Genomic DNA, 20033 nt, shown 5'->3' with positions numbered 1-20033 from the left:
TTGAAGGGGGGTATGCTACCGGCAGATCGGACCGATGGGGTCTGAACGGTTACGGTAATTGTTTGCAGGTGGTTGCCTGCCACGAGCGGCGCGGCAAAACTGGCGATTACGACCAAGCATGCGAGGCCGCTGAGCACCGGGAACAAGAGCATCTCTTTATCGAGTTTGAGGACTTCCCAACTTGCCCGAGCGAGGTTAAGACCGTTGGTGATTCTGCCGGCCATATGTGCGCCTCCTTGCCACGGCGTTGTTCAGGGTCATCGCAGCCGCCAGGCGAAAACGGACCCCCACTCCATGTGTTGCACAACTGGCGGCGGGGCGGCCGTTCCCTCTGTCTTCAGCAAGCCGCAACAGCCCGCCATGGTCCCACACTATCCTACCAGCCAGTCCCTGTGCTGTGCCAGCCAGTCACGCACGGCCAGGAGGTGGTCCCAACTCGTCGTCGGCATGGCCATATCGGTCAGGCCGAGGATAAAGCGTTTTCCAGGATGGACTGTCTTGCGGAGGTCATCCAGGTGGGCCAACAGGGCGTCGATGGGCGCGCCGGGTTCCAGGAGCGTGGAAGGCAGGCCGCCCCAAATGGTGATGCGGTCTTTCCACACCTCGCGTGCCTGGGCGACCGTGCACGGCACCAGGGGATGGCAGGCAAAGCAGTCGGCGACGTCGAGATCGGCTTCGAGCATCAGTTCGAGCAAGCCGCTCATGTCGCCGTCGGCATGAAAAACGACCTTCTTGCCGTGAAGGTGCATTTCCCTGGTGAAGCGGCTCAGATAGTCCAGCCAGTGCTGCCGCCAGAGGGGCGGCGGCGTCATCTGCCGATCGAAATTGATGCCGTGCAGCAAGAGTCTGGCCGGCGAGGATGCGGCCACCTCCCACATTCTGACGTAGGCTTGATTGCCTGCCTCAACGGCTTCCAGGAAAACGTCCGGCCGGTCATGCAAGTCAAGGTATCCCTTCTCGTAGCCCGTCCACTCCTGAAGGACGTAGTGAAACGGAATTGCCCCAATGATGACCATGGGCATGCCTGCCCGGCCGATCTGGCGGTCGTATCGGTTGTACTCGTCGTACGTGGGGACGAACTCCATGTGTCGGAAAACCTCGGCCAGAGCGGCGTAATCTTTCCAGCTCTTGACCGGATACTCGATGAGGGTCGGATCGATGCCCGAGGTCTCGTCGCCCGGCCCGAATCTGGCGATCCGCCGCAAATCGCCGCGAGGGGTGCGGTATTCGGTGACAACCAGGTCGCCGTCGCGGTACAGCAGCTTTTCGACGGGCGGGCGGAACTCGATACGGCAGATCTTCGCGTAGCGAGCGGACCGGGCCAGGCCCAGGTAGTCCTCGATCTGTGCCAGCGACATGCCCGCAAGCTCGGCCGGCAGGCTGTTGCGGTGGATCCGGGCCTTGTACCAGCGGCTCATCCGGAAGACGGCCGGCAAATAACGCGGTTGCCGGCCGTCGATGATCAGCTCGATCTGCTCGCGCCAGTCAATGGACCGAGTGCCGCCCATTCTCGCTCAGTTTACCGGATCGAGATCTCGCACGGCAGGGCCAGCAGAACGTGTTCGCGGCCGAGCAGCTCGATGCGCAGGAGCGATCGGAGAACGAGCTTTGCTCGATCAGGGTCGAGGGCCTTGAGTGCCGGCAGCAATTCACGAGCGAATGGGAGTTTCAGAGTCCATGGTTCATCGATCGTGACGGCCACATCCACGCCTTCGTCGTCTTCCTCCTGGCCGGTAAGGCTGCGGATGAACAGATCCATGAAGTTCTTGGGTTCGGGCAGCACGCGCAGCTCATATTCATCTTCGCTGAGGTCGGCCAGTTTGGCGGCGTAGGAGACGGCGTCCTGGAGGCCGCCGAGCCGGTCGACCAGGCCGTTAGCTTCCGCCTGACGGCCGGTGAAGACCCGGCCGCCTGCCAGTTCGGAAAGATCCTTCTTCAGTTTGTTGCCACGACCGGCCATGACGCGGTCGGTGAACTCCTTGTAAATGTTCTCGAGATGCTCTCGCACGATGGCTCGCTGACGATCGTCGAAGCGGCGATTGGTGTTGAACAGGTCGGCGTTCTGGCCCATGGTTGTCTCGTGGAAGGTGATGCCGACCCAATCCCACAGCCCCTTGGTGACGATCTTGCCGGTCAGGACCCCGATCGAACCGGTGATGGTGCCGCGGTCAGCGAAAATGGCCCTCGCCCCGGCGGAGACGTAGTAACCGCCGCTCGCCGCCATGTCGCCCATCGAGACCACCAAGGGCTTTTCCTTTCCGAGTTCACTGGCCGCGCGCCAGATGATATCGCTGGCGGTTGCGGAACCGCCGGGCGAGTTGACGCGGAGAACGACCGCCTTGACGGACTTGTCTGAGGCCGCCCTGGCCAATGCGTGTCGCAGACTGGTGCTGCCCACGGTCCCGGCGTCGCCGAAGGGGCTTTGTTCCGTCCGGCCGGTGACGATCATGCCGTCCAGGTAGACCACGGCGACAGCGGGCTTGGCTGACGGTTTGCCTTTGGACGCGCTTTCTCCCAACAACTTGAAGATCGCGAAAGGACTCGACAGATCGAGCTGTGCCCTCTTGTCGGCGCCATAGTTCTGGACGAATCTGGCATCGTCGCCGTAGCGATCGCGCAAGGCGTCCACAAGCTCATCGGCATAAATGGCGTGGTCGACCAGTTTGGCTTCAAGGGCCTGCCGGGCGTTGAATGGTCCCTGGTCGATGAGCGAGCGAACCTTGTCAAACGGAATGTCCCGTCCTTGTGAAACCGTTTCAATCATTTGTTCGAAGAGGTCCTTGACCAGCCATTCGATCATCTGCCTGGCCTGTTCGGACGGTCCGGTTCGGGTGAACGGTTCGCCGGCGCCCTTGAACTCACCCATGTGCTCGATGTCGGCTTCAACGCCGATCTTATCCATGAGCCCCTTGAAGTAGGCCTGCTCGACATGCATGCCCATCAGGGCTATTTCTCCCGTGGGCACGATACTGATCCGTGATGCCGCGGTGGCCAGCAGGTAGACTGAGGGCGAGGCATCTTCGAGATAACAATACACATCCTTCTTGGCCGCCCGCAGCCCGAGGATCGCCTGGCGCAGCTCCTGCATCTGGCCCCATCCCAAGGCAAGATCGGATATGGAGAGGAGAACGGCCTTTACCTCATTATCCTTCTCGATCTTGCGAAACCGCTCGAGCAGCTTGAACAACGATTGCGGGGTCCGCAGGTCGAGGCTGACGGCCAATGTGGGGGGACCATCCTTGAGTTCACCGCGGAGGTTATAGACCGCAATGATTGCCGGCTTGGCCGGTTTGGTGGTTGCCGTCTTGGTAGCGTCCGCTTGAGTGCTGTCCACTTTCTTGTCAGCGACCGCCGGGGCGGCCACAATGGCAAGCAAAGCCAGTCCGACCAGCAGTCCGACAACCCGTTTCCTTCGTTGCATGGCATGTCTCTCCTGAAAGAGCCGATTCTTCACACCTATCCGTGTGGTCGGCGCAGGCCAGCGTTTGTTTCGCCGCCTGACGCGCGATCCGGCAATCCTCGTGGCAGGGTAGACTGTCGTTGCCGACCACACCAAGATTACCCTGATCACTCATTATCTCAGTTTTGCCAGATTTGGCCAGTCTGTGACTGCAACAACGTCTGACGAACAAACGTCGAGCCGCAGCAGCGAATGGAAACCGGAGAGCGGTGTCTATAAGTCATTTCCGCGCAACATAATACAACCGTGAAAGGCCGGCGTGGCTGCAAGGGTCACGGAATCAGGAGGAAACTAGGGAGAAACCGTCCGGTCGGTATCTTTTTGGAAATGCCGGGGATTCAGGCTGATGACCACAACGGCGGCCAAGGTGTGGAGCAGAGCCCAACGGGCGCCCCAGTGACTGGGCTGGTAGGGGTCGGCTCCCGACAGCCGGAAGAGAATCCAGGCCTCGACGAGCAGGAGCAGGCACAGAAACGCCTGGAGATTTCGGATTTGTGCGGGCAGCAATAGGAGCCACGCCGTCAGGACGATGATCGCTTCGCGGGCGAGGGGAAAGAGGGCGACACCGGTTGCGAAATCGGTGAGGTTGACGAACTGTGTCCATCGGATGCGAACGCCTTCGGCAGAGGATGCTAGTGCGGGCTTGCCCATTGGTCCCATGGTTTCGCCAAGGGGTGTTGAGACCCACATATGGGTGGAGGAGGCGACCAGTTGGGCCTCTCCGATCTTGGCTCGGATGAGTGCGGCGGCGACCACGGCCCGGCCGTCGCAGTCTTCCTTGCCCTGCTGGATGATTTCCGGCAGGGTGGGCAAATAGTCCACGACGCCCCACGAATCCCAGTCAAATGCATAAGGGATTCGGTGGTTCACAAACACCTGTACCTGTCTGAGCCACTGGGCGGGAGCCGAAGTTGTCACGCCACAGGCTGCCAGATGTTCGTCCAGATCGCGAAGCATGGGTTGCAGCATGGGCTCGGTGGGATCAGGGAGCTTGTCGATCTGCTTGAGGTTGCGCAGGTGGCGGCGGAGCAGGGAAGGATGGGGGTAGCAGACCGCGAACACGACGGCTGCAAAGACGATCCACTTGACGGGCCAGCGGATCCAGAAAGGAGCACGTTCCAGTCGCCGGCCGAGTATTGCCATGTCAACGATTCCTCAAGATGTGGCAGGTTGCGTGACTCCAAGGCGAATTCGAGGGATTCGCACCTCGAGTTGACGAACGTGTTGCGCACCGCCGGGCGACCAGACCGACAATTTGACGGTATACCGCCCCGGTTGGCTGTAGACGTGGGATGGTGTCAACTCGGCCGAGCTGCTGCCGTCGCCGAAATCCCATCTGATCCTTTTGGGCTCAAAGGACATTCTGGCCGCCAGGCTGATCGCCATGTCGTTTCTTGCGTCGTCGCGGACATGGACGCGAATCCACGGCTGTTGCCGGACGACCTCGGTGACGAAACGGAACACGGCTCCGGGATCGCGGCGATGGGCCCCCGGCTCTTCGATGGCCGTCAGGTTCAAATCATGGTCTTGCAGCCAAGTGACACAGGCTTCGGCCTTCTTCCTGCCGATGATGTCGCCGGTGCAATACAGGACTTGGATGGGTTGGTAGGGGTCCAGGAATGGCGCGCATGGATCGAGCCGATTCGCGTCGAAGGAGGGTTGTCGCACACAGATCGCACGCCAGATGTCGGGATGCCGAAGGCCGACATAGAGGGCAGGGAATGCCCCCGCTCCGGTGCCGGCGAGGAAGACGCGCGTTTCGTCGATGGTGTGGGCCCCACGAATGCTTCGGAGCGCCGAAAGGAGGAATCCTTCGTCCTCCGCAGTGATCTGCTCTGCCGAAGGCTTTTCGGCGCCGAGGCCCTTGCTCCGCTTGAGATCGGGAGCAGCCAGAAGGAATCCCTCTTTCTCCGCCAGTCGTTTCCATTCGTTGATTTGCCGACGGGCATTCTCGAACGGGCCGTCACTGTGGCAGACGATCACCAACGGCCATCGCTCCTGCGGGTCGTAGTGGCTCGGCAAATAGAGCAGATACGATCGCTGGAACAATGGGTCGCGGTTTTCAAGCAGTCGCCCGGGACCGGCTGGGCGGCCGGGCAATGTGCAGCCCCCGGAAAGCGGCAAGATTGCGAATGCCGTCATGAGGCAGGCTGTCGTCAACGCGCATTTATTGCCGTGCACGGCCGTTCCTCCTGGTGAGAGCGTGTTTTCGGTTTTCGGATTATCAGCTTTGAGCGGGATTTATCAACACGCCGGCCGCTTTGAGAGCTGTTGCTTCGATATTGGCAACAATTGTGAGAAAGCTCAAGTAGTCTCTTGAATCCGGCTCAAAAAAGGCTATCGTATCCGTTTAGCGAAACAGTGCGAGGGAAGCACGCGCGGCAAGCCTAATCGAGGGTCACTCACGTGGCAAAATCCAAGAGAGCGCCGGCATTGTTCGAGGTGATTGAACCTCGGCACTTGCAGGGCGGTTCAAGCAGATTCCCGCTTCCCAAGTGGTGGCGCGGAAGCAAAACCAGCAGTCCGAGCTATGCCCCGGCCGGCCGGTCGGAAGAGAAAACGGCCGATCGGGAGAAGATCATCAAGTTGGTGCCCCAATTCGACAGGCCGAGCAGCCAAGAGAAGTCGTCGGCGACTGCTTCGAGATCGCCTGTTGCGTCATCAACGCAGCTTCAGCCTTCGCCGCCGGTGACAACGGCCGCGGCCAGGTCTGAGGAACGCTCTACGGGCAGCGGAAGCGAGCGCGGCTCGGGCGTTACGGGCGGCAGGGCGCCTGTGGTTGGCGTGGATAGGGGAAGGATTCAGTTTTCACTGAATCCGCTCAGCCTGTGCGTCGCGTTCGGTGTTCTGCTTATCGCCGTGATCGGCGCTTATCAATTCGGGCGGGAGAATCGAGGCGCTCAGCCGAGGGTGGATGACATGCCGGCAGCTTTGACGGGAGGGGAGGGGGGCGCGATGGTGCCTGATGCCCGTGGACCGAGCAGCCCAGCCAGGGCTCGCGCCGAACTCACAAAGGGCGACGTGAGCCCGCCGGTACTGCTTCCTGCAGCAAGCGGTTCGGGAAAGAACGTATCTGCCGGTCAGTCAAACGCCGGTAGCGCCTCGGGAAGACCCCCCGTCACGGCTCCTGACGCCGGTTCAACCAGTGCGGGGGCGGCAGCGATTCCGACGTCGGTCCGCGTTAAGGGTCTCAACTATCTCTACATCGTACGGTTCAGACCGGAGCACCTGGAAGATGCTGTTCATGCTCATAAGTGGTTGGCCAGTAAGGGCATACAGACGGCCTTGGACAAGAGTGACGACTGGTTGTCCCTGGTGAGCGCGGACGGTTTCGACCTGAGCAGCGCGGATGACAAAGCCAAGCGATTGGCTCTGGAAGCCAAGCTCAAAGATCTGACTCCGGCTTACCGGCAGGACTGTCGGGCCGAGCAGCGGTTCCGATACTACGCGTTTGACAAGCCTGAATTGCGGAAACAGAAAGACTAAGGCGGACTGCCTTTTTGCGTGCCGCAACCCAAGCGCACCGCGATCCGGTAACATGCGCGCAAGCCGCACAGATGTCTGGCCGTAAGCTTCTAATGTCCCGCCGCATTTGCCCGCTTTGCTGAAAGGCCGCCGTATGGTATCCTAGCTTGTTCGTACTGACACCGGGCGAATGGGAGACCGAAGTGTATGTCGCTTGATCCATCATTGAAGGTTGCCGGCGGTCTAAGCCGCCATCGTAATGTCCTGACCCGCGACGAGCGCCTTGCAAAGCTCAGAGAAGCCGAGCGATGGGAGAAAGGCAAGAGCGTTTTCGGCCTGCCGAAGGTAGCCAATCGGAGTATCAAGGTCGGTAAGAAGGCCAAGAAGAAGGAAGAGGCTGCCCCAGGGACGACCGAGGCCTCCGCCAAGTCGTCCTGATCCAGTGCTCAGGCGGTTGTTCGGCGGTATTTCCCGTTACATCAGGTCGCATGAGCGGTCGTTGCCGACCGTGGTTCATTGTTGCGCCGCAGGCCTGTGCGGAACACGGTTGAGCCGCATGTCTTGGAGGGAAAGTGGGTGCCGGGCGCAAGCGGGTTCCCCTTCCTCTTGCCTGGGAGAGAGCTTCAGTCTTCAGGTTTGATCCCGGTGGATTCCGACAGGCTGGTGTATCGCCGGGATCCCAGGGCCATTTGTGGTGCGCCTTCTGGCCATACGGACAGTCCCACCCCGAAACTGTCTTCCAACCTGTCGAGTTGAAACGTCAGGGCGCTGTACCACCTCGGCCACTTCCGGATGAGGCTGATATCGAACATATCGGTGCGGTTCCGCTGGATGTCGTAGTAGGTGCGGACCGCTACACGGTACTTGGTGCTGATCCCGTAGTTGGCTCCGGCACCGATCAGGTCGGAGTCGGTGTCGTGGATTCGCCGGTATCCCACGAAGTAAGAGAAACGCGGCGAGCGCTCGACAGCATAGGAGAGATTGAACAGGTCCAAGTCGCCGTCGGTCAGGTCGAAATTGGAATCCGACAGGATGGTGGTCGTGTCGCTGATGCGGTACAGGAAGTCGGTGCGCACGTGATTGCGGGCGACACTGTTTTCCGGTCGCACGGCGTAGTACCGGCCGATCGGCAATTCGTAGAGCGGGCTGTTCCCGAATAGGTTGAGCTCGATATCCAGGACGATCCAATCCACCTTTCGCCATTCGCCCTCACCGCCCGGAGTTCGCGGTCCGCCGCGTTTGGTTTGCCATCGCTGTCGCAGGGCGATTGACGTGCCGTAGAAATCGTCGACGTCTTCGATGCCGTGGTCGAAAGGCGTCAGATCGTAGCTGTCGCGATTGCTGGCGCTGCCCCAAGCGGTTACCTCAGGCCTGATAACGTGCCGAACGCCGTTGATGTCGAAGAGTTCCGAAACGGCGTTCTCGAAGAGCTTCCAAAACTGAGTTCCCGCCCTCACGCCGGCCATGCCGAAGAGGCGGTCGACCGAGCCGCTTCGCGGGCTGCCGTCCCAATACCCCGCCCGAGCCGTGGCGAACGGGACGATGTTGAGGTTGATGCTCGTGAGCTTGATCGGCATGTCGACCTCGTTGCGCGTTTCGCCTCGGAAGGTGAGACGGGTGGACTCGGTGTTGTCAAACTCGCGGTTGTACTCGAACAACCGGCCTTCATCGCCACGATACCGGACGAAGCCGACATGTGATTCGTTGTAATAGTTGATGATATTGGCCAGCGGCTGACCCACCCAGTGGAAGCCCAAGTCGGGCAGGTGCTCGGTCTGGGTGAGGAAGTCGAGTATCCGCCATTGCGCGAGGGCGGTGAATGCCCAGTTGTTTTGCTGCTTCTTGAGATAGAGCAGCGTTTCCTGCTCTTTGCCTTCCTCAAACTCGGGTCGGAAGTACTCCTCGAGGAAATTGCGGTCGCTGATGTGCGAAGCTTCGAGGGTCAGCTCCCAGCCGTCGGGCAGAATCTGACGGTGTCGGATCAGGGCCCTGTCACGGTTGGGGTCTTCGACGGTGCCGTCGCGGAATGGTCCGAGATTATCATTACCGCGGTCGTAGATGTAGTAGCTGCGGATCAGGCCGTAGGCGTTCTCCAGCTCGTAGTCGAGGTCGATGCCGACGCCAGGGCCGCGTTTGCTGTAGTAGTCGAGGCGCAGGATGCCGTCCACGCCGTCGGGCTTCTCGATGCCGAGAAGATTGAACAGGTACCACTTTGACTCGAAGGTCGCCCCGAAGTCGTCGCTGTAGGCGGTCCGAACGTTATGGATGGAAGTCTCGCTCCGCCGGAAATCGCCGGCGACATAAGGCCAATAAGCGATCGGAATGCCTTCGAGGTTCAGGGTGGCATCCCGCATCTGGAACTTGCCGGCCTGGATGCCCGCGATTTGGCCGGATTGGTCGCGAAAAGCGGCGTCAGTCAGTTTCACCTCGCCGGCACCCAGATGCAGGTGCGGCGTATGGAACTCACTGGTGGTGATGATCGCGTTCTTGGCGACGAAGTCCGTAGTCGAAAGCTGCCGGACTTGCCGCGCCCGCACGTAAAGGGGAATGTCGCGGTCGGGGATGGTTGTCCACATGACGGCGTCAAGAATCAGCGCCCGGTCGTGCTCGAAGTCGTAATAGAGTTCCGTGGCTCGGATACGGCGGTCACCGCGGGAGAGAATGACGTTTCCCTGCAGATAGACACCCGAGACCTGCGCGCCAATGCCCTCGCCAAAGCCGAGCGACGCCGACAGTTGTTCGGGAGTCCGTCCGCTTCGCCCCGCGGGCACGGGCTGCAGACCGGGAGCGGCGGTGTCGGAAGGCTGGCCCGATGGCGGGCGAGCCAGGAAGAGGACCGCCGCATCGGTCTGAAGCTCCATCACTTCCTTGCTGTCGACGAGACCTTGCGAGACGTAGACATTGCCGATGACGGTGACAATGCCGGCTCGCTGGTCAACCTCGAGGTTATCGCCGTCGAAGTACACCGTCGGCCGGGGTTTGAGGGCAGCTGCCTGCTGGGGAGTCGGGGCGGAGATGACTTCCATCTCGGCAGGTTGAGTCACAGCACCCTCGGAAGTACGCATGGCACGACGGATTCTCGACGCATCTTGAAACAACTTGGTGTCTTCCGGCGACTCTGTCGTGTGGACGTCGTTATAGATCTCGACGGGCTTGCTGGCATTGAACGTCACGAAAAGAGTGGGCCCCGAGGTGATCGTGTCCGCGGAGTCTCGCACCTGTGCGTGGCGAGAGAGGAAGACCTCGTAGTGGTAGAAGCTCTGTCCCTCCCACTGACATCGCTGCATCCAGACAACGGCTTCCTGACTCTTAAGTTCCCTGGCACCGACGTGCAGCGAGAAATCACCGTGGAACTGCAAGACCTGGGTGCCGTCGGGCTCGGGGCGCAGATACACGTAGCCGGCGAAGATTTCGGGTTTGGCAAGGATAATCCCGGCCGGCAGGAGCGTGCTTTCCGCCTGGGCATCGTCAATCGGGAGAAGCGGGCGTGGCTGGCCATGCAGCGGAAACGCCGTCACCAGCCAGATCAACAGCACAGTCCCAACCAGTGAGGCGGTTCTTGCCAATGTGTCGGGCCTTTCCATGGTCAAGCAAGCCGCAGCGTGGGTTCGCTTGCTGCTATCTTCGGCCATCTCTGCGGGCACGATGTCCCCATGGGCGGGCATTATAAAGGTGAGTGAGGCGGCGTCAACGCGGCCGGACACTACATAGGCGCAAGTGTTGCGGGGACGCAGTGCAATGAGCGGTTTTGGGCCATCATCGGCAAGGCCGAATTCCCGCGCAGTCGCCTCCTGGTCAGGGGCGGCCGGAAGCGGTTATTTCTCGACTTGGAGGAAGAACGTACGGTAGCCGGCAATCGTCCTGACCCGCAGCCGGACGCCTCTTGCCAAGGCTTCCTGGCTGAGGGCTTGCTTCAGAGCTGCGACCGTTCTCACCTCTTTGCCTTGAACGCTGATGATGAGGCTGCCGGGGCGCATTCCCTGAGCATGGGCTTCCCCGATGGGGTCAACCTCGGTGATGACCAACAGATTCTTGACCTTGTCGTATTCCTCGTCCCAACCGTATTGCTTGGCAAGCTCCTCGTTGAGTGCCTCGACGGTGATGCCGATTGCGGCGATCTCGGCGGGACCAGATTTGCGGTCTTCTTTTTCGGTATCGCCTTCTTCGGTGCGTCGGCCGCCCCAGGTGAAGAAGTCCCGTGGCTGCTTCTCGATCGTGACCGGGATGGCGATTTCCTTGCCGTCGCGCCAGACCTTCAGGTCGACCTTGGTGCCCGGCGAGGTTTTGGTGACCATCATGGTGAGCTGCGTGGCTTCCTTGGTGGGCTTGCCGTCGTATGAGAGGATCACGTCGTCCATTTTCAGGCCCGCCTTGGCCGCGGGGGTGTCTTCAAAGACGTCCTCGACAAGCACGCCGTCGTCATGATCCAAGCCGAAGGTCTTGCCGAATCCCGGTCCGTAGGCGTCAAGGCTGACGATGCGCACCCCCAGATAGCCTCGAACGATTTCCTTGCCTTCCTTGAGGGATGGCAGGATTTCTTTGATCGTCTTGCTGGGGATGGCGAAGCCGACTCCCATGTATCCGCGGGTGAGACTGTTGGTTGCGATGGCGGTATTGATGCCGATCATCTCGCCGCGCATGTTGACCAGCGGGCCGCCGCTGTTGCCGGGATTGATGGCCGCATCAGTCTGGATGAGGTCTTCGTAGGGAATCTCGAGCAGGTGCGAGCGGCCCTTGGCGGAGATGATGCCCTGGGTGACGGTCTGATCGAGGCCAAAGGGGGAGCCGATCGCCAGAACCCAGTCGCCGACTTCCATTGCATCGCTGTCCCCAATGGTGATGGCGTGGAGTTTGTCCGCATTGATGCGCAGGAGGGCGAGGTCAGTCTTGTCATCACGGCCGACCACGTCGGCTTTTACCTTCCGGCCGTCGGGCAACCGGACGTCGATTCGCCCCTGGCCGTCTTCAACATCAGAGACGACATGGTTGTTGGTAATGATGTATCCGGCCTCCGCGTCGATGATCACGCCGCTGCCGGTGCCCTCGCGCGGGCGCTGGGGCAGGAGACGCGGATCCTGGAACTCCTCGAAAAACTCCCTGAAAGGCTCGGGGATCTGCTTGGGGTCAATCTGGGGTCTGCGGCCTCGACGTTCCGGCGGCTTGGCAGTCGTGGTGATGTGCACCACCGTCGGCTTCACCTGCTTGGCCACGAGCCTGAATGCCTGCGAAATCGCCTCGACCTTAGCCAGGTGCTCCTTGTCGGCCTCGCGCACGCCCTTCTCGACGGCATAGGCGACGCTCCCGATGATCTGCTCGTGGAAGTACATTCCGACCAGTACGAGGACGACCATCACGAGCAGGAAATGAAGCCACTTGTTGTTGGATTCGGCCATTGATATATGCCTCCTCGGTCTGCACCCTCAGATGGTATTCTGCAAGGGCATCAAACCGTAACACCCGGAAGGAATTGATGCCTCCGGCGGCCCTGAAGCCATCGTAGCGTCGCCCTAAGGTGGATCGCTTTCTTGCGAGCCGCAACCCAAGCACACTGCGATCCCGAAACATGCGCGCAGCTCGCACACATGTCCGACCGCAAGGTTCTGTATACTTAGACACACTGTCCGGCGCACGGTGTTAGTTATCGGCCGGTTTAATTCCTGAATGTACTGTAACACATGGCCGGGCAAGCTACTATGGGACTCAGTGCTGCCTGACGGATGGTCGTCTCAGGCGAGCTGCAAGCGGTACCAGCAGGGTTAGCAAGGACAGAAGTGTCAGTCCAATGCCTGCGCTCAGTCCCACAGGGCGGTATCGCCAGATAATCCGATGACGTCCGGGCGGGACGGCAACGCCTTGCACCAGGGCGTTGACCCGGTGTGGCCGAGACACCAGTCCATCAATCTCGACGGTCCAGCCGTCGTCGTAAGTCTCGTTGAAGACAAGAAAGGCAGCGACCGTGCTGCTTGTGTCAACCAGCAGTTCTTCGGCTGAGGGTCGCCGCCATTGGAGCGATGCGGCCGATCCTGGCGCCTCTGCAAACACGGGTTGTCCGAGGTCCTCGACTACCACATGGGTTGGGTCTTCAAGCTGGCTGGGTCGGGCCTGCAGGAGCTTGACGGCTTGCAGCAGGTCGGTCGCCGGCGTCACGCGCTTTGCCCAGAATAGCAGAGGACTGGCATTTCTCAACTCATAGAGCGAGATGTCACCCGGCAGATCGGTGACGTGGTTCCAGGGTGATCGGGCTTCAGTCGCCGCAGGCGCGGTTGAAATCGTTTGCGGGGGTGCCGCCGCGCGTCCGAATGCGGCATGGCTGACGGTCACAGGTTGACCATACTCCGCTTTGACCCTGACTCTGATCGGGCCGTAGGCTTGGTCGCACCGAAACTGGAAACGCATACGGCGAGGACCAACGGCAAGGTCCTCGGGCGTCAACATTCGGATTTCTTCGATCTGCTCGACGTTTTGGGTTTCCAGCCTGACGAACCAGCGGTTACTCTCTCCGGGGGTGGGAGTTGCGTCGATTTCAAGCTCATAAATTCCGGCCGACGGGATGTTGACGGGCCAGAGCAGGTCGTGACCTGCGCGGACCGGAACCGGTAGTTCGGTTCCGTCAATGAGGGAAAGGTTGGGCGCTGGGGCGTCCGGCCACAAGGCGGCCTCGACGAGTGCTCGCTCCTGTCTCGATCGTACCGCAATGAACCGCACCCCCAGCGATTTGAGAAGCCTGGGGTCGCGGAGCAGAGAAAGCATTTCCTGGCTCGATCCCCAGGGCATGAACCGCAGAAGCAGCCGGCTGGACAGCGGCCAGAGCGGCCCGTAGCCGTGGACCGTCGAAATGTCGCGCTGTACGTTTGTCTGGGGCCAGAGCATCTCGATGGGGCGATTGTAGTCGGCCGAAAACCGCGGAACGAGAAGCCGATGGCCGTCGTCCGGTTTTGTTGCTGCGATGGCGCGGGCCAGTTCCGGCGGGTTTTGCAGGTCCGACCGCTGGTATGTCCGGACATCCACATCGATGAAGGCGGCGACCGAGGCCGCGTCGACCATCATGACCAGAAACAAGAGCACGAGTTGGTGCGTGCGGCCACGATCGACCCATCGTAGCAAGAGGGCCCCGGTTGCGGCGGCAAGCAGGATGGGCCACCAGATAGCCGGGTTGCCGGGGCGAATGGCCGCCCGAAGTCCGCTGAAGAAGACGTCTGCGTTCCAGCGTCCCGCGAAGGCCGATTCCAGCGAGTTCACCTGCCATCGAGCCGTCACCATCAGCAGCACACAAATTGCGAAGGTGATGGGCAGGATGCGTTTCACCACATATCGGATTCCACCTGTCGCTTTATCGGCGGCTGGTTGTGATGACAATACGGCGGAGATGACCGCCGAAGCGAGAATCGGCATAGCCAGCGACCAGCCGAGGATCCATCGTGCCGGAACTCGAAGGCTGCGGTAAAGCGGGACGCGGAACAGCAACTTGGCCAGGGGGGTGAGCTCGCCGAGAGCCAGCAGCAGAACCACAAACGAGGCGATCCACCAGAAGAGGATTTCTCGATTCCATGGGCGCGAGGAGGCTCGCTGCAGCTCGGTACCCTGAGCTCGGAGCGAGGCCAGGCGAACCGACGGTCGTTGATGGCCCCGCAGCAGCCAATAAGACGCCAGCGCCAGAACCAGAATCAGGATGGTCCCGTACGCCGACTGCTCGCAAAAATGGGAGATGCCCCACCACGGCTGGTGCCAGAGGTTGGGAGTCCTGTTTCCGAAAAGCATCGGGAAGAGCAGCAGCAGGGCTGACAATGGCGTCCACGAGTTCTCGACGAATGTTGCGTACGAGGGGGTGGCCCGGCCGGTGGCCGACAGGTGCAGCAGTGTTGGCAGGAACTGAATGGCGGACACGAGAATGCCTGCGGCGACACCGAGCGGGAATTCCCACATCAGCCGAGGACGGCGCGGGCGGAGGACCACCAGCGCGTACCCGCTCAGCAAGGCCAGGCCAATGATAGTGACCTGAACATGTTGCACCAGCATTTGCGCGCCCAGGGCAAGCGCTGCACGAGCGAAGTGCTTGTAGCGGCCATCGGTCGAGAATCTCTGCCATTCGTAGAAGATGAGCGGGAGCCAGGCGGCGGCGTGATGGATCGTCAGGTGAGCGCGATGCGCGACGAGGTATCCGGTGATCTCGAAAGCAATCGCTCCGAACAAGGCCGCCTGCCAATACCGCCCCAGCGATCGCAGAAAACGATACATTCCCATTCCTGCAAGGGCAAAATGCAGGATGATAGTCACCGGATAGGCGACCAGCGGCGGCAAGACGGCGAAGAGCCAGGTAGGCGGATACCACAGGCCGCTTTGCGGGTCTGCCGCGATCGAGATTCCCATGCGGCTGAACGGGTTCCACAGAGGCCAGTCTCCCGCCGTGATCCGCTCACCGATGTACTGGCGGACGGGCAGGTAGTAAATGAGGTCGTCTTCAAGAGCCGAAACGCCACCCAACCTCCACGCACCGGCGAGAATAACGGCCGGCGAGAGAATGATCACCGAGCTGACCAATAGTCGCCTTTGCCACTCCCGAAGGGGCTGGGGGCTGTTGGTTGGTAATTCGAGCGATGCCATCGCATTCGATCATGCTGTGCGCGTTGACCGTCGTCAAGAAGGACAACTTGTGTCGTGGCTTGCATCAGGCGAGAATGACTTTTGAACGAGTGCTCCAGGCTCGATGTCAAAGGCAGAGGGGCTGGATGGCAGGTGTCTGCCGTCATCGTGACGGTCAAGCGCCTGTAGGCTCAGCCTTGTTACGGAGAGCGTCTTCATGGACTCAGACGACGAGACGGTCAAGGGCGTGATTCTGACGGCTCGAATCATCAGCGGCGCCATGATCGCGGGGGTGGCCACGTTTGGAGTGGTCGTGCTGCTTTTGGGAAACGTTGTGGCTTCTCAGCCCTCGCTCGGCGGGCTCTTTATGGGCATTCTCGGCCTGATTGCTCCGGCCTTTCTGGTTGCTTATGTGGTACTCAGGGGTGTGATGGTCAGAGCTGCCAGGTCACAGTGCGAGCAAAGCGGCGGGGTGGGAATGTCGCTCGAAGCGCTGGCACGCGCGTACGCCCCGCTGGTCATCATTCGGGCGGCCATGGCCGAGGGAGTTGGCTTGGCCGGCCTGGTTTTCCTGCTGATCACCGGGCAGAAGCTTCTGTGGGTTGCTCCGGTTGTCGCGATCATCATTCTTGTTGCCGCGCTGCCGAGCCGAAGTCGGTTCGACTCGTTCGTGCAGGAGGTGACCGGGACGAACCCCTACCTCGGCTGATGCCTTGTCACGCGCGGAACAATGGCTCCGTGCGTCCCCGGAGTCCATCCGCCAGGCACTCCCTGAGAAAGACCTGTCCAACCGGGTTGTCATCTCTGGCTCAGCCTTTGCCACAACCACATGCCGAGTGTAAGGATGACCGACAGGACGATGCAGGAGACGATGGGGAAATAGAAGTGGACGTTTTCCGATTCATAGTGGATGTCGCCGGGCAGGCCGCGGAAGCCAAGTCGGCCGAGCGCCCAGATGGCCGCGCCGATGACCACCATCACGATGCCCAAAACGATGATCAGTTTGCCCATCGGGATCATGAGATAACCTCGCGCACGTCCATTATCGTTGTCTGGTGCGGAACCTGCCAGAGGCGCCGTCTTTGGGTCGCTTGCGCCTTCCGGGCCCCGCGGCGGCAGTCATATCGAGCTTTCTGGAAGCGTAAACCACGCGACGGTATGATCTTGCCGTGCGAAACGGCGAGACTCCCGACAGCATGAGGGCTTTGACGTACTCGGTTCGCCCGGTGCAATGGACCGTGTGCAAGGTGATGGGCTGGCTGTGGCCGTCGGTGTTCTGGTCGCGGCTGTCGGGTTTGCGGCTGAGTGAGGTGCCGGTGCCGACGCTGCCCGGTCCGCGCTGGGTGCGGCTGAAGACGATCTTGGGCGGAATCTGCGGAACGGATTTTTCGGGCATCATGCAGCGGGGGCACCCGGCGTCGATCCTGCAGGCGTTTTCGAGCTTTCCGGCCTTGCTGGGCCATGAGAATGTTGCTCTCGTGGATGCGGTCGGCCCGGCGGTGAGCGACTGGAAACCCGGCGACCGGGTGGTCGTCGAGCCGACACTCTCGTGCGTGCCTCGCGGCATCGATCCGGTGTGCCGAAATTGTGCGGCCGGGCGATTCACTTTGTGTGAAAACTTCCGGGCCGGTCCGCTGCCTGTGGGTTCGATGATTGGTTGGAACTGTTTCACGGGCGGCAGTTGGGGACCGTTTTTTGTCGCCCACGAGTCGCAACTCCACCGGGTACCGGATGAGATCGACGACCGGATTGCGGTGTTGATCGACCCGATGGCAGGAGCCCTGCACGCGGTATTGCGACGCAAGCCATGGGAACATGAGACGACTCTGATCGTTGGTGACGGCCTGCTGGCGATGGGCGTAGCGGCCTGCATTCGAGCTCTCGGCAGCCGCTGTCGCCTTCTTGCGATCGGCCTTTGGGAAACACTGCGGGAAACGATGCAGCGGTTCGGCGTCGATGAGTTTATCGCGGTCGGCGGGCGTAATACGCAGGCCGCGCGGTACGGGAAGGTCGCCGCTCGCGTGGGGGGCAAGTTGGTGGCGACCAAGTTCGGTCACCAGGCGTTCATCGGCGGTGTCGACCTGGTCTATGACTGTGTGGGTACGGGGCAGACGCTGACGGATTCGATGAAATATGCGCGCTCCGGCGGGACGGTCGTAGAAGTGGGGACTTCGCAGATCTCGCTGGTGGACACGGCGCCGTTGTGGTTTGACGAGCTGACCCTCATGGGCACGAACGGTCGGGCGATCGAGCAGTACGATGGTCGGACGATGCATACCTACGAGATCGTGATCGAGTTGATCCGCGAGCGAAAGCTCGACCTGTCCGGGTTGCTGACGCATCGTTTCCGGATCGACCAGTATCGGCAAGCGATGGCTGCGCTGGCCGATCGAGCGAGAAGCGGGGCAATCAAGGTGGCGTTCGAGCATCCATGAGAGCGAGCGATTCGTTTTGTGTCCGGAGACTGCATGGATCTGGCCGCGCGTGAGTACCGACGCATCCTGATCATCAAGCCGAGTTCATTCGGCGATGTGATCCATGCCATGCCGGTGTTGCACGGCCTGCGAACGCGATTTCCGCGCGCCCGGATCAGTTGGTTGGTGGCCCATAGCTGCGCCGGGTTGTTGGAAGGTCACCCCGACCTGGATGAGGTCATTCGCTTTGACCGCAAGCGGTACGGTCGGATTGGCAAGGGACTGACGCCGACGATTGAGTTTGTTCGCTTTCTGGGCGACCTGCACCGTCGGTCCTTCGACCTGGTTCTCGACCTGCAAGGTCTGTTTCGCAGCGCCTTCTTGACTCTTGCGGCGGGTGCGCAAGTGACGCTCGGGTTCGCCAACGCCCGGGAGTTTGCACCGCTTTTCTATGGTCGCCGAATCACGGTGCCGGACCCTGAGATGCACGCGGTCGACCGGAATTACCTTTTTTCCCGTGCACTCGGTTTTGCTGATCTTCCAGTGTCATTCAACATGCCTGTTCGCTCCGAGGCAGCGGCGGCCGTGGCAACCGTCCTGGCGGATCACGGCATCGCGCGGGGTCATCCCTACGCTCTGATGGGGCCCGGAACCCGCTGGGAGACCAAGCGCTGGCCGGCTGAAGCGTTTGCCGAGGTGGCCAGGCGGGTCCGCGCGGAATTGGGCCTGCCGGTCGTCTTGATCGGCATGGAGGATGAAGCCGGCGTGGCTTGGCAGGTCGAACAGGCCGCCGGAGAAGGGATTGTGAACCTGGCCGGGCGGACAAAGCTGCCCGAATTGATCGCCTTGGTTGCCGGGGCGGCGCTCTGCGTCATGCATGATTCGGGACCGATGCACCTGGCTACGGCTCTGGACCGTCCGATGGTTGCCATCTACGGGCCGACCAGTCCGCGGCGCACCGGTCCGTACCGTCGTCCGGAGGCGATCGTCCGGTTGGACCTGCCGTGCTCGCCCTGCTACATCAAACGCGTGGCGGACTGCCCCTACGATCACCGCTGCATGCGGAAGTTGCCTCCGGATACTCTGATGGACAGACTCCGGTTATCATATCCGCCGGGAGTGAACGATAGGTGAGAAGAATGTCCGTCACGGTGCTGCCGGTTTTGCTGCTGGCTTTGACGGCCGAGGGCCAGGTTTCGCGCGCAACGCCGGTAACGCCGGTGCTGGTCACCTCGTCGGGCGAGTATGACGCTGAACGCCAACTTGTGACTCTGGGGGTCGGGCGCGACGAGGGGGTCGGTGTCGGCGATCACTTCTGGCTTTTCCATCAGGAGAATATCACGGGGACCGGAACCGTCTACCTCGTGTCGGGGACGCAATCCGTAGGCAGGCTGGCTTTCACGAGCAGGAACGTGGGCGCCAAGCAGTCGGCCGTGGTTCTTGTCGGGGCCTCTTTAACGGCCTTACGGCCGCAGGTCAGCTCTGAGGTGCCGATCCGCTCACGGGTGGTTCGTGTGCCGCCGGCGAGGCGCACGGCTTGGCTTGACTTCGGCCGGCGGTCGGGCCTTCAGGAGGGCGATCCCGTGGTCATCCGGCGATTCAACCTTCCGATTGCCCGCGGGCAGCTTGAGATCGTCGAGGATGAGGTTTCGCTGGCGGCACTGCATCCGCTCGTCGGCAACGCATTGCCCGAGCCGGGCGACGATGCCGAGATCTGGCCGCCGCCGGGCGTGGATCTGCAGGTGCGACTCAAGAGCACGATTCTCGATGTCGAGCGGTCCTCAGAGGGACCGGTGATCACGTTTGTTGGAACGGCCGCCGATGGCATCGTGGAGAACAGGCTGGTTGACATCTTCCGCAAGGAGCAGTTCCTCGGCGTTGCGGCGGTTCGGGAGGTTTATGAGCCGCTGAGCCGGGCTTTGGTCATGGAGCCGGCCACGCGCGGCATGCCTGAGGTGGGCGACACGGCGTTGGTGCGTCTGCGGCCCGGGCAACCTCCCAAGCCGCTGACCGCCGTCGTGTTCAAGGTCGCGGGCGACTATTGCCTTATCGCCGCGGGCGAAAGCGACGGCGTTCAACAGAATGAGAAGTTTGTCGTTCGCGGCCCGATCCCC

The 20033-nt window shown here is 61.3% G+C and carries 15 protein-coding genes; 6 read left to right on the top strand and 9 right to left on the bottom strand.

Annotation, left to right across the window (positions count from 1 at the left end):
- The 5 genes from PLL20_17305 to PLL20_17285 all read right to left on the bottom strand — a co-directional run.
- Nucleotides 1-224 (bottom strand): hypothetical protein (locus PLL20_17305; GenBank protein HPD31752.1); only part of this gene is annotated, 224 nt, incomplete at its 3' end.
- Between the two features lie 147 nt (nucleotides 225-371).
- Nucleotides 372-1508, bottom strand: a complete 1137-nt coding sequence (locus PLL20_17300) for a uroporphyrinogen decarboxylase family protein (protein HPD31751.1) — start codon at nucleotides 1506-1508, stop codon at nucleotides 372-374.
- A gap of 11 nt (nucleotides 1509-1519) precedes the next feature.
- Nucleotides 1520-3421 carry a signal peptide peptidase SppA gene (gene sppA, locus PLL20_17295; GenBank protein ID HPD31750.1) on the bottom strand — a complete coding sequence of 634 codons (1902 nt, stop codon included), beginning with the start codon at nucleotides 3419-3421 and terminating at the stop codon, nucleotides 1520-1522.
- Between the two features lie 330 nt (nucleotides 3422-3751).
- A complete protein-coding gene (locus PLL20_17290; GenBank protein ID HPD31749.1) occupies nucleotides 3752-4603 on the bottom strand; it encodes a hypothetical protein in 852 nt (283 codons plus the stop codon).
- Between the two features lie 12 nt (nucleotides 4604-4615).
- A complete protein-coding gene (locus PLL20_17285; GenBank protein ID HPD31748.1) occupies nucleotides 4616-5602 on the bottom strand; it encodes a PKD domain-containing protein in 987 nt (328 codons plus the stop codon).
- A gap of 264 nt (nucleotides 5603-5866) precedes the next feature.
- Here PLL20_17285 and PLL20_17280 point away from each other — a divergent pair, with 264 nt between their 5' ends.
- Complete coding sequence (locus PLL20_17280) at nucleotides 5867-6946, top strand: hypothetical protein (protein ID HPD31747.1); 1080 nt, start codon at nucleotides 5867-5869, stop codon at nucleotides 6944-6946.
- Between the two features lie 186 nt (nucleotides 6947-7132).
- A complete protein-coding gene (locus PLL20_17275; protein ID HPD31746.1) occupies nucleotides 7133-7363 on the top strand; it encodes a small basic protein in 231 nt (76 codons plus the stop codon).
- 185 nt (nucleotides 7364-7548) lie between these two features.
- On the opposite strand, the gene PLL20_17270 is transcribed toward PLL20_17275, so the two are convergent.
- The 3 genes from PLL20_17270 to PLL20_17260 all read right to left on the bottom strand — a co-directional run bounded on the left by PLL20_17270 (nucleotide 7549) and on the right by PLL20_17260 (nucleotide 15526).
- Nucleotides 7549-10569: a hypothetical protein gene (locus tag PLL20_17270; GenBank protein HPD31745.1), complete on the bottom strand. Its 3021-nt coding sequence runs from the start codon at nucleotides 10567-10569 to the stop codon at nucleotides 7549-7551.
- Nucleotides 10570-10740: 171 nt separating this feature from the next.
- The gene (locus PLL20_17265; GenBank protein HPD31744.1) at nucleotides 10741-12318 is read right to left on the bottom strand and encodes a Do family serine endopeptidase; all 1578 of its coding nucleotides are present in this window, start codon (nucleotides 12316-12318) and stop codon (nucleotides 10741-10743) included.
- A gap of 307 nt (nucleotides 12319-12625) precedes the next feature.
- Nucleotides 12626-15526, bottom strand: a complete 2901-nt coding sequence (locus PLL20_17260) for a hypothetical protein (protein HPD31743.1) — start codon at nucleotides 15524-15526, stop codon at nucleotides 12626-12628.
- Between the two features lie 196 nt (nucleotides 15527-15722).
- On the opposite strand from PLL20_17260, the gene PLL20_17255 reads away from it, so the two are divergent.
- Nucleotides 15723-16214: a hypothetical protein gene (locus tag PLL20_17255; protein ID HPD31742.1), complete on the top strand. Its 492-nt coding sequence runs from the start codon at nucleotides 15723-15725 to the stop codon at nucleotides 16212-16214.
- 89 nt (nucleotides 16215-16303) lie between these two features.
- Here the strand turns inward: PLL20_17255 and PLL20_17250 are convergent, their stop codons facing one another.
- Entirely contained in the window at nucleotides 16304-16525 is a 222-nt protein-coding gene (locus PLL20_17250) for a DUF2905 domain-containing protein (protein ID HPD31741.1), read from the bottom strand.
- Nucleotides 16526-16701: 176 nt separating this feature from the next.
- Here PLL20_17250 and PLL20_17245 point away from each other — a divergent pair, with 176 nt between their 5' ends.
- The 3 genes from PLL20_17245 to PLL20_17235 form a co-directional block, all read left to right on the top strand.
- Nucleotides 16702-17940, top strand: coding sequence for a zinc-binding dehydrogenase (locus PLL20_17245; GenBank protein ID HPD31740.1), 1239 nt, complete (start codon nucleotides 16702-16704; stop codon nucleotides 17938-17940).
- A gap of 33 nt (nucleotides 17941-17973) precedes the next feature.
- Nucleotides 17974-19053 (top strand): lipopolysaccharide heptosyltransferase I, encoded by a 1080-nt coding sequence (waaC, locus tag PLL20_17240; protein ID HPD31739.1) that lies wholly within the window; start codon nucleotides 17974-17976, stop codon nucleotides 19051-19053.
- Nucleotides 19050-20033 (top strand): hypothetical protein (locus tag PLL20_17235; protein ID HPD31738.1); only part of this gene is annotated, 984 nt, incomplete at its 3' end. The genes waaC and PLL20_17235, both read left to right, overlap by 4 nt.

The sequence above is a fragment of the Phycisphaerae bacterium genome (assembly GCA_035384605.1).
In the GTDB taxonomy this organism is placed as follows: Bacteria; Planctomycetota; Phycisphaerae; order UBA1845; family PWPN01; genus JAUCQB01.
The sequence above is the reverse complement of the archived record's forward strand: the minus strand, read 5'-3'. Positions and strand labels throughout refer to the sequence as shown.

What these genes read in the sequence shown, in the direction of transcription:
- PLL20_17300 (HPD31751.1), bottom strand. Translation starts at nt 1,508, where the DNA reads ATGGGCGGCACTCGGTCCATTGACTGGCGCGAGCAGATCGAGCTGATC.
- sppA (HPD31750.1), bottom strand. Translation starts at nt 3,421, where the DNA reads ATGCAACGAAGGAAACGGGTTGTCGGACTGCTGGTCGGACTGGCTTTG.
- PLL20_17290 (HPD31749.1), bottom strand. Translation starts at nt 4,603, where the DNA reads ATGGCAATACTCGGCCGGCGACTGGAACGTGCTCCTTTCTGGATCCGC.
- PLL20_17285 (HPD31748.1), bottom strand. Translation starts at nt 5,602, where the DNA reads ATGACGGCATTCGCAATCTTGCCGCTTTCCGGGGGCTGCACATTGCCC.
- PLL20_17275 (HPD31746.1), top strand. Translation starts at nt 7,133, where the DNA reads ATGTCGCTTGATCCATCATTGAAGGTTGCCGGCGGTCTAAGCCGCCAT.
- PLL20_17265 (HPD31744.1), bottom strand. Translation starts at nt 12,318, where the DNA reads ATGGCCGAATCCAACAACAAGTGGCTTCATTTCCTGCTCGTGATGGTC.
- PLL20_17260 (HPD31743.1), bottom strand. Translation starts at nt 15,526, where the DNA reads ATGGCATCGCTCGAATTACCAACCAACAGCCCCCAGCCCCTTCGGGAG.
- PLL20_17255 (HPD31742.1), top strand. Translation starts at nt 15,723, where the DNA reads ATGGACTCAGACGACGAGACGGTCAAGGGCGTGATTCTGACGGCTCGA.
- PLL20_17250 (HPD31741.1), bottom strand. Translation starts at nt 16,525, where the DNA reads ATGATCCCGATGGGCAAACTGATCATCGTTTTGGGCATCGTGATGGTG.
- PLL20_17245 (HPD31740.1), top strand. Translation starts at nt 16,702, where the DNA reads ATGAGGGCTTTGACGTACTCGGTTCGCCCGGTGCAATGGACCGTGTGC.
- waaC (HPD31739.1), top strand. Translation starts at nt 17,974, where the DNA reads ATGGATCTGGCCGCGCGTGAGTACCGACGCATCCTGATCATCAAGCCG.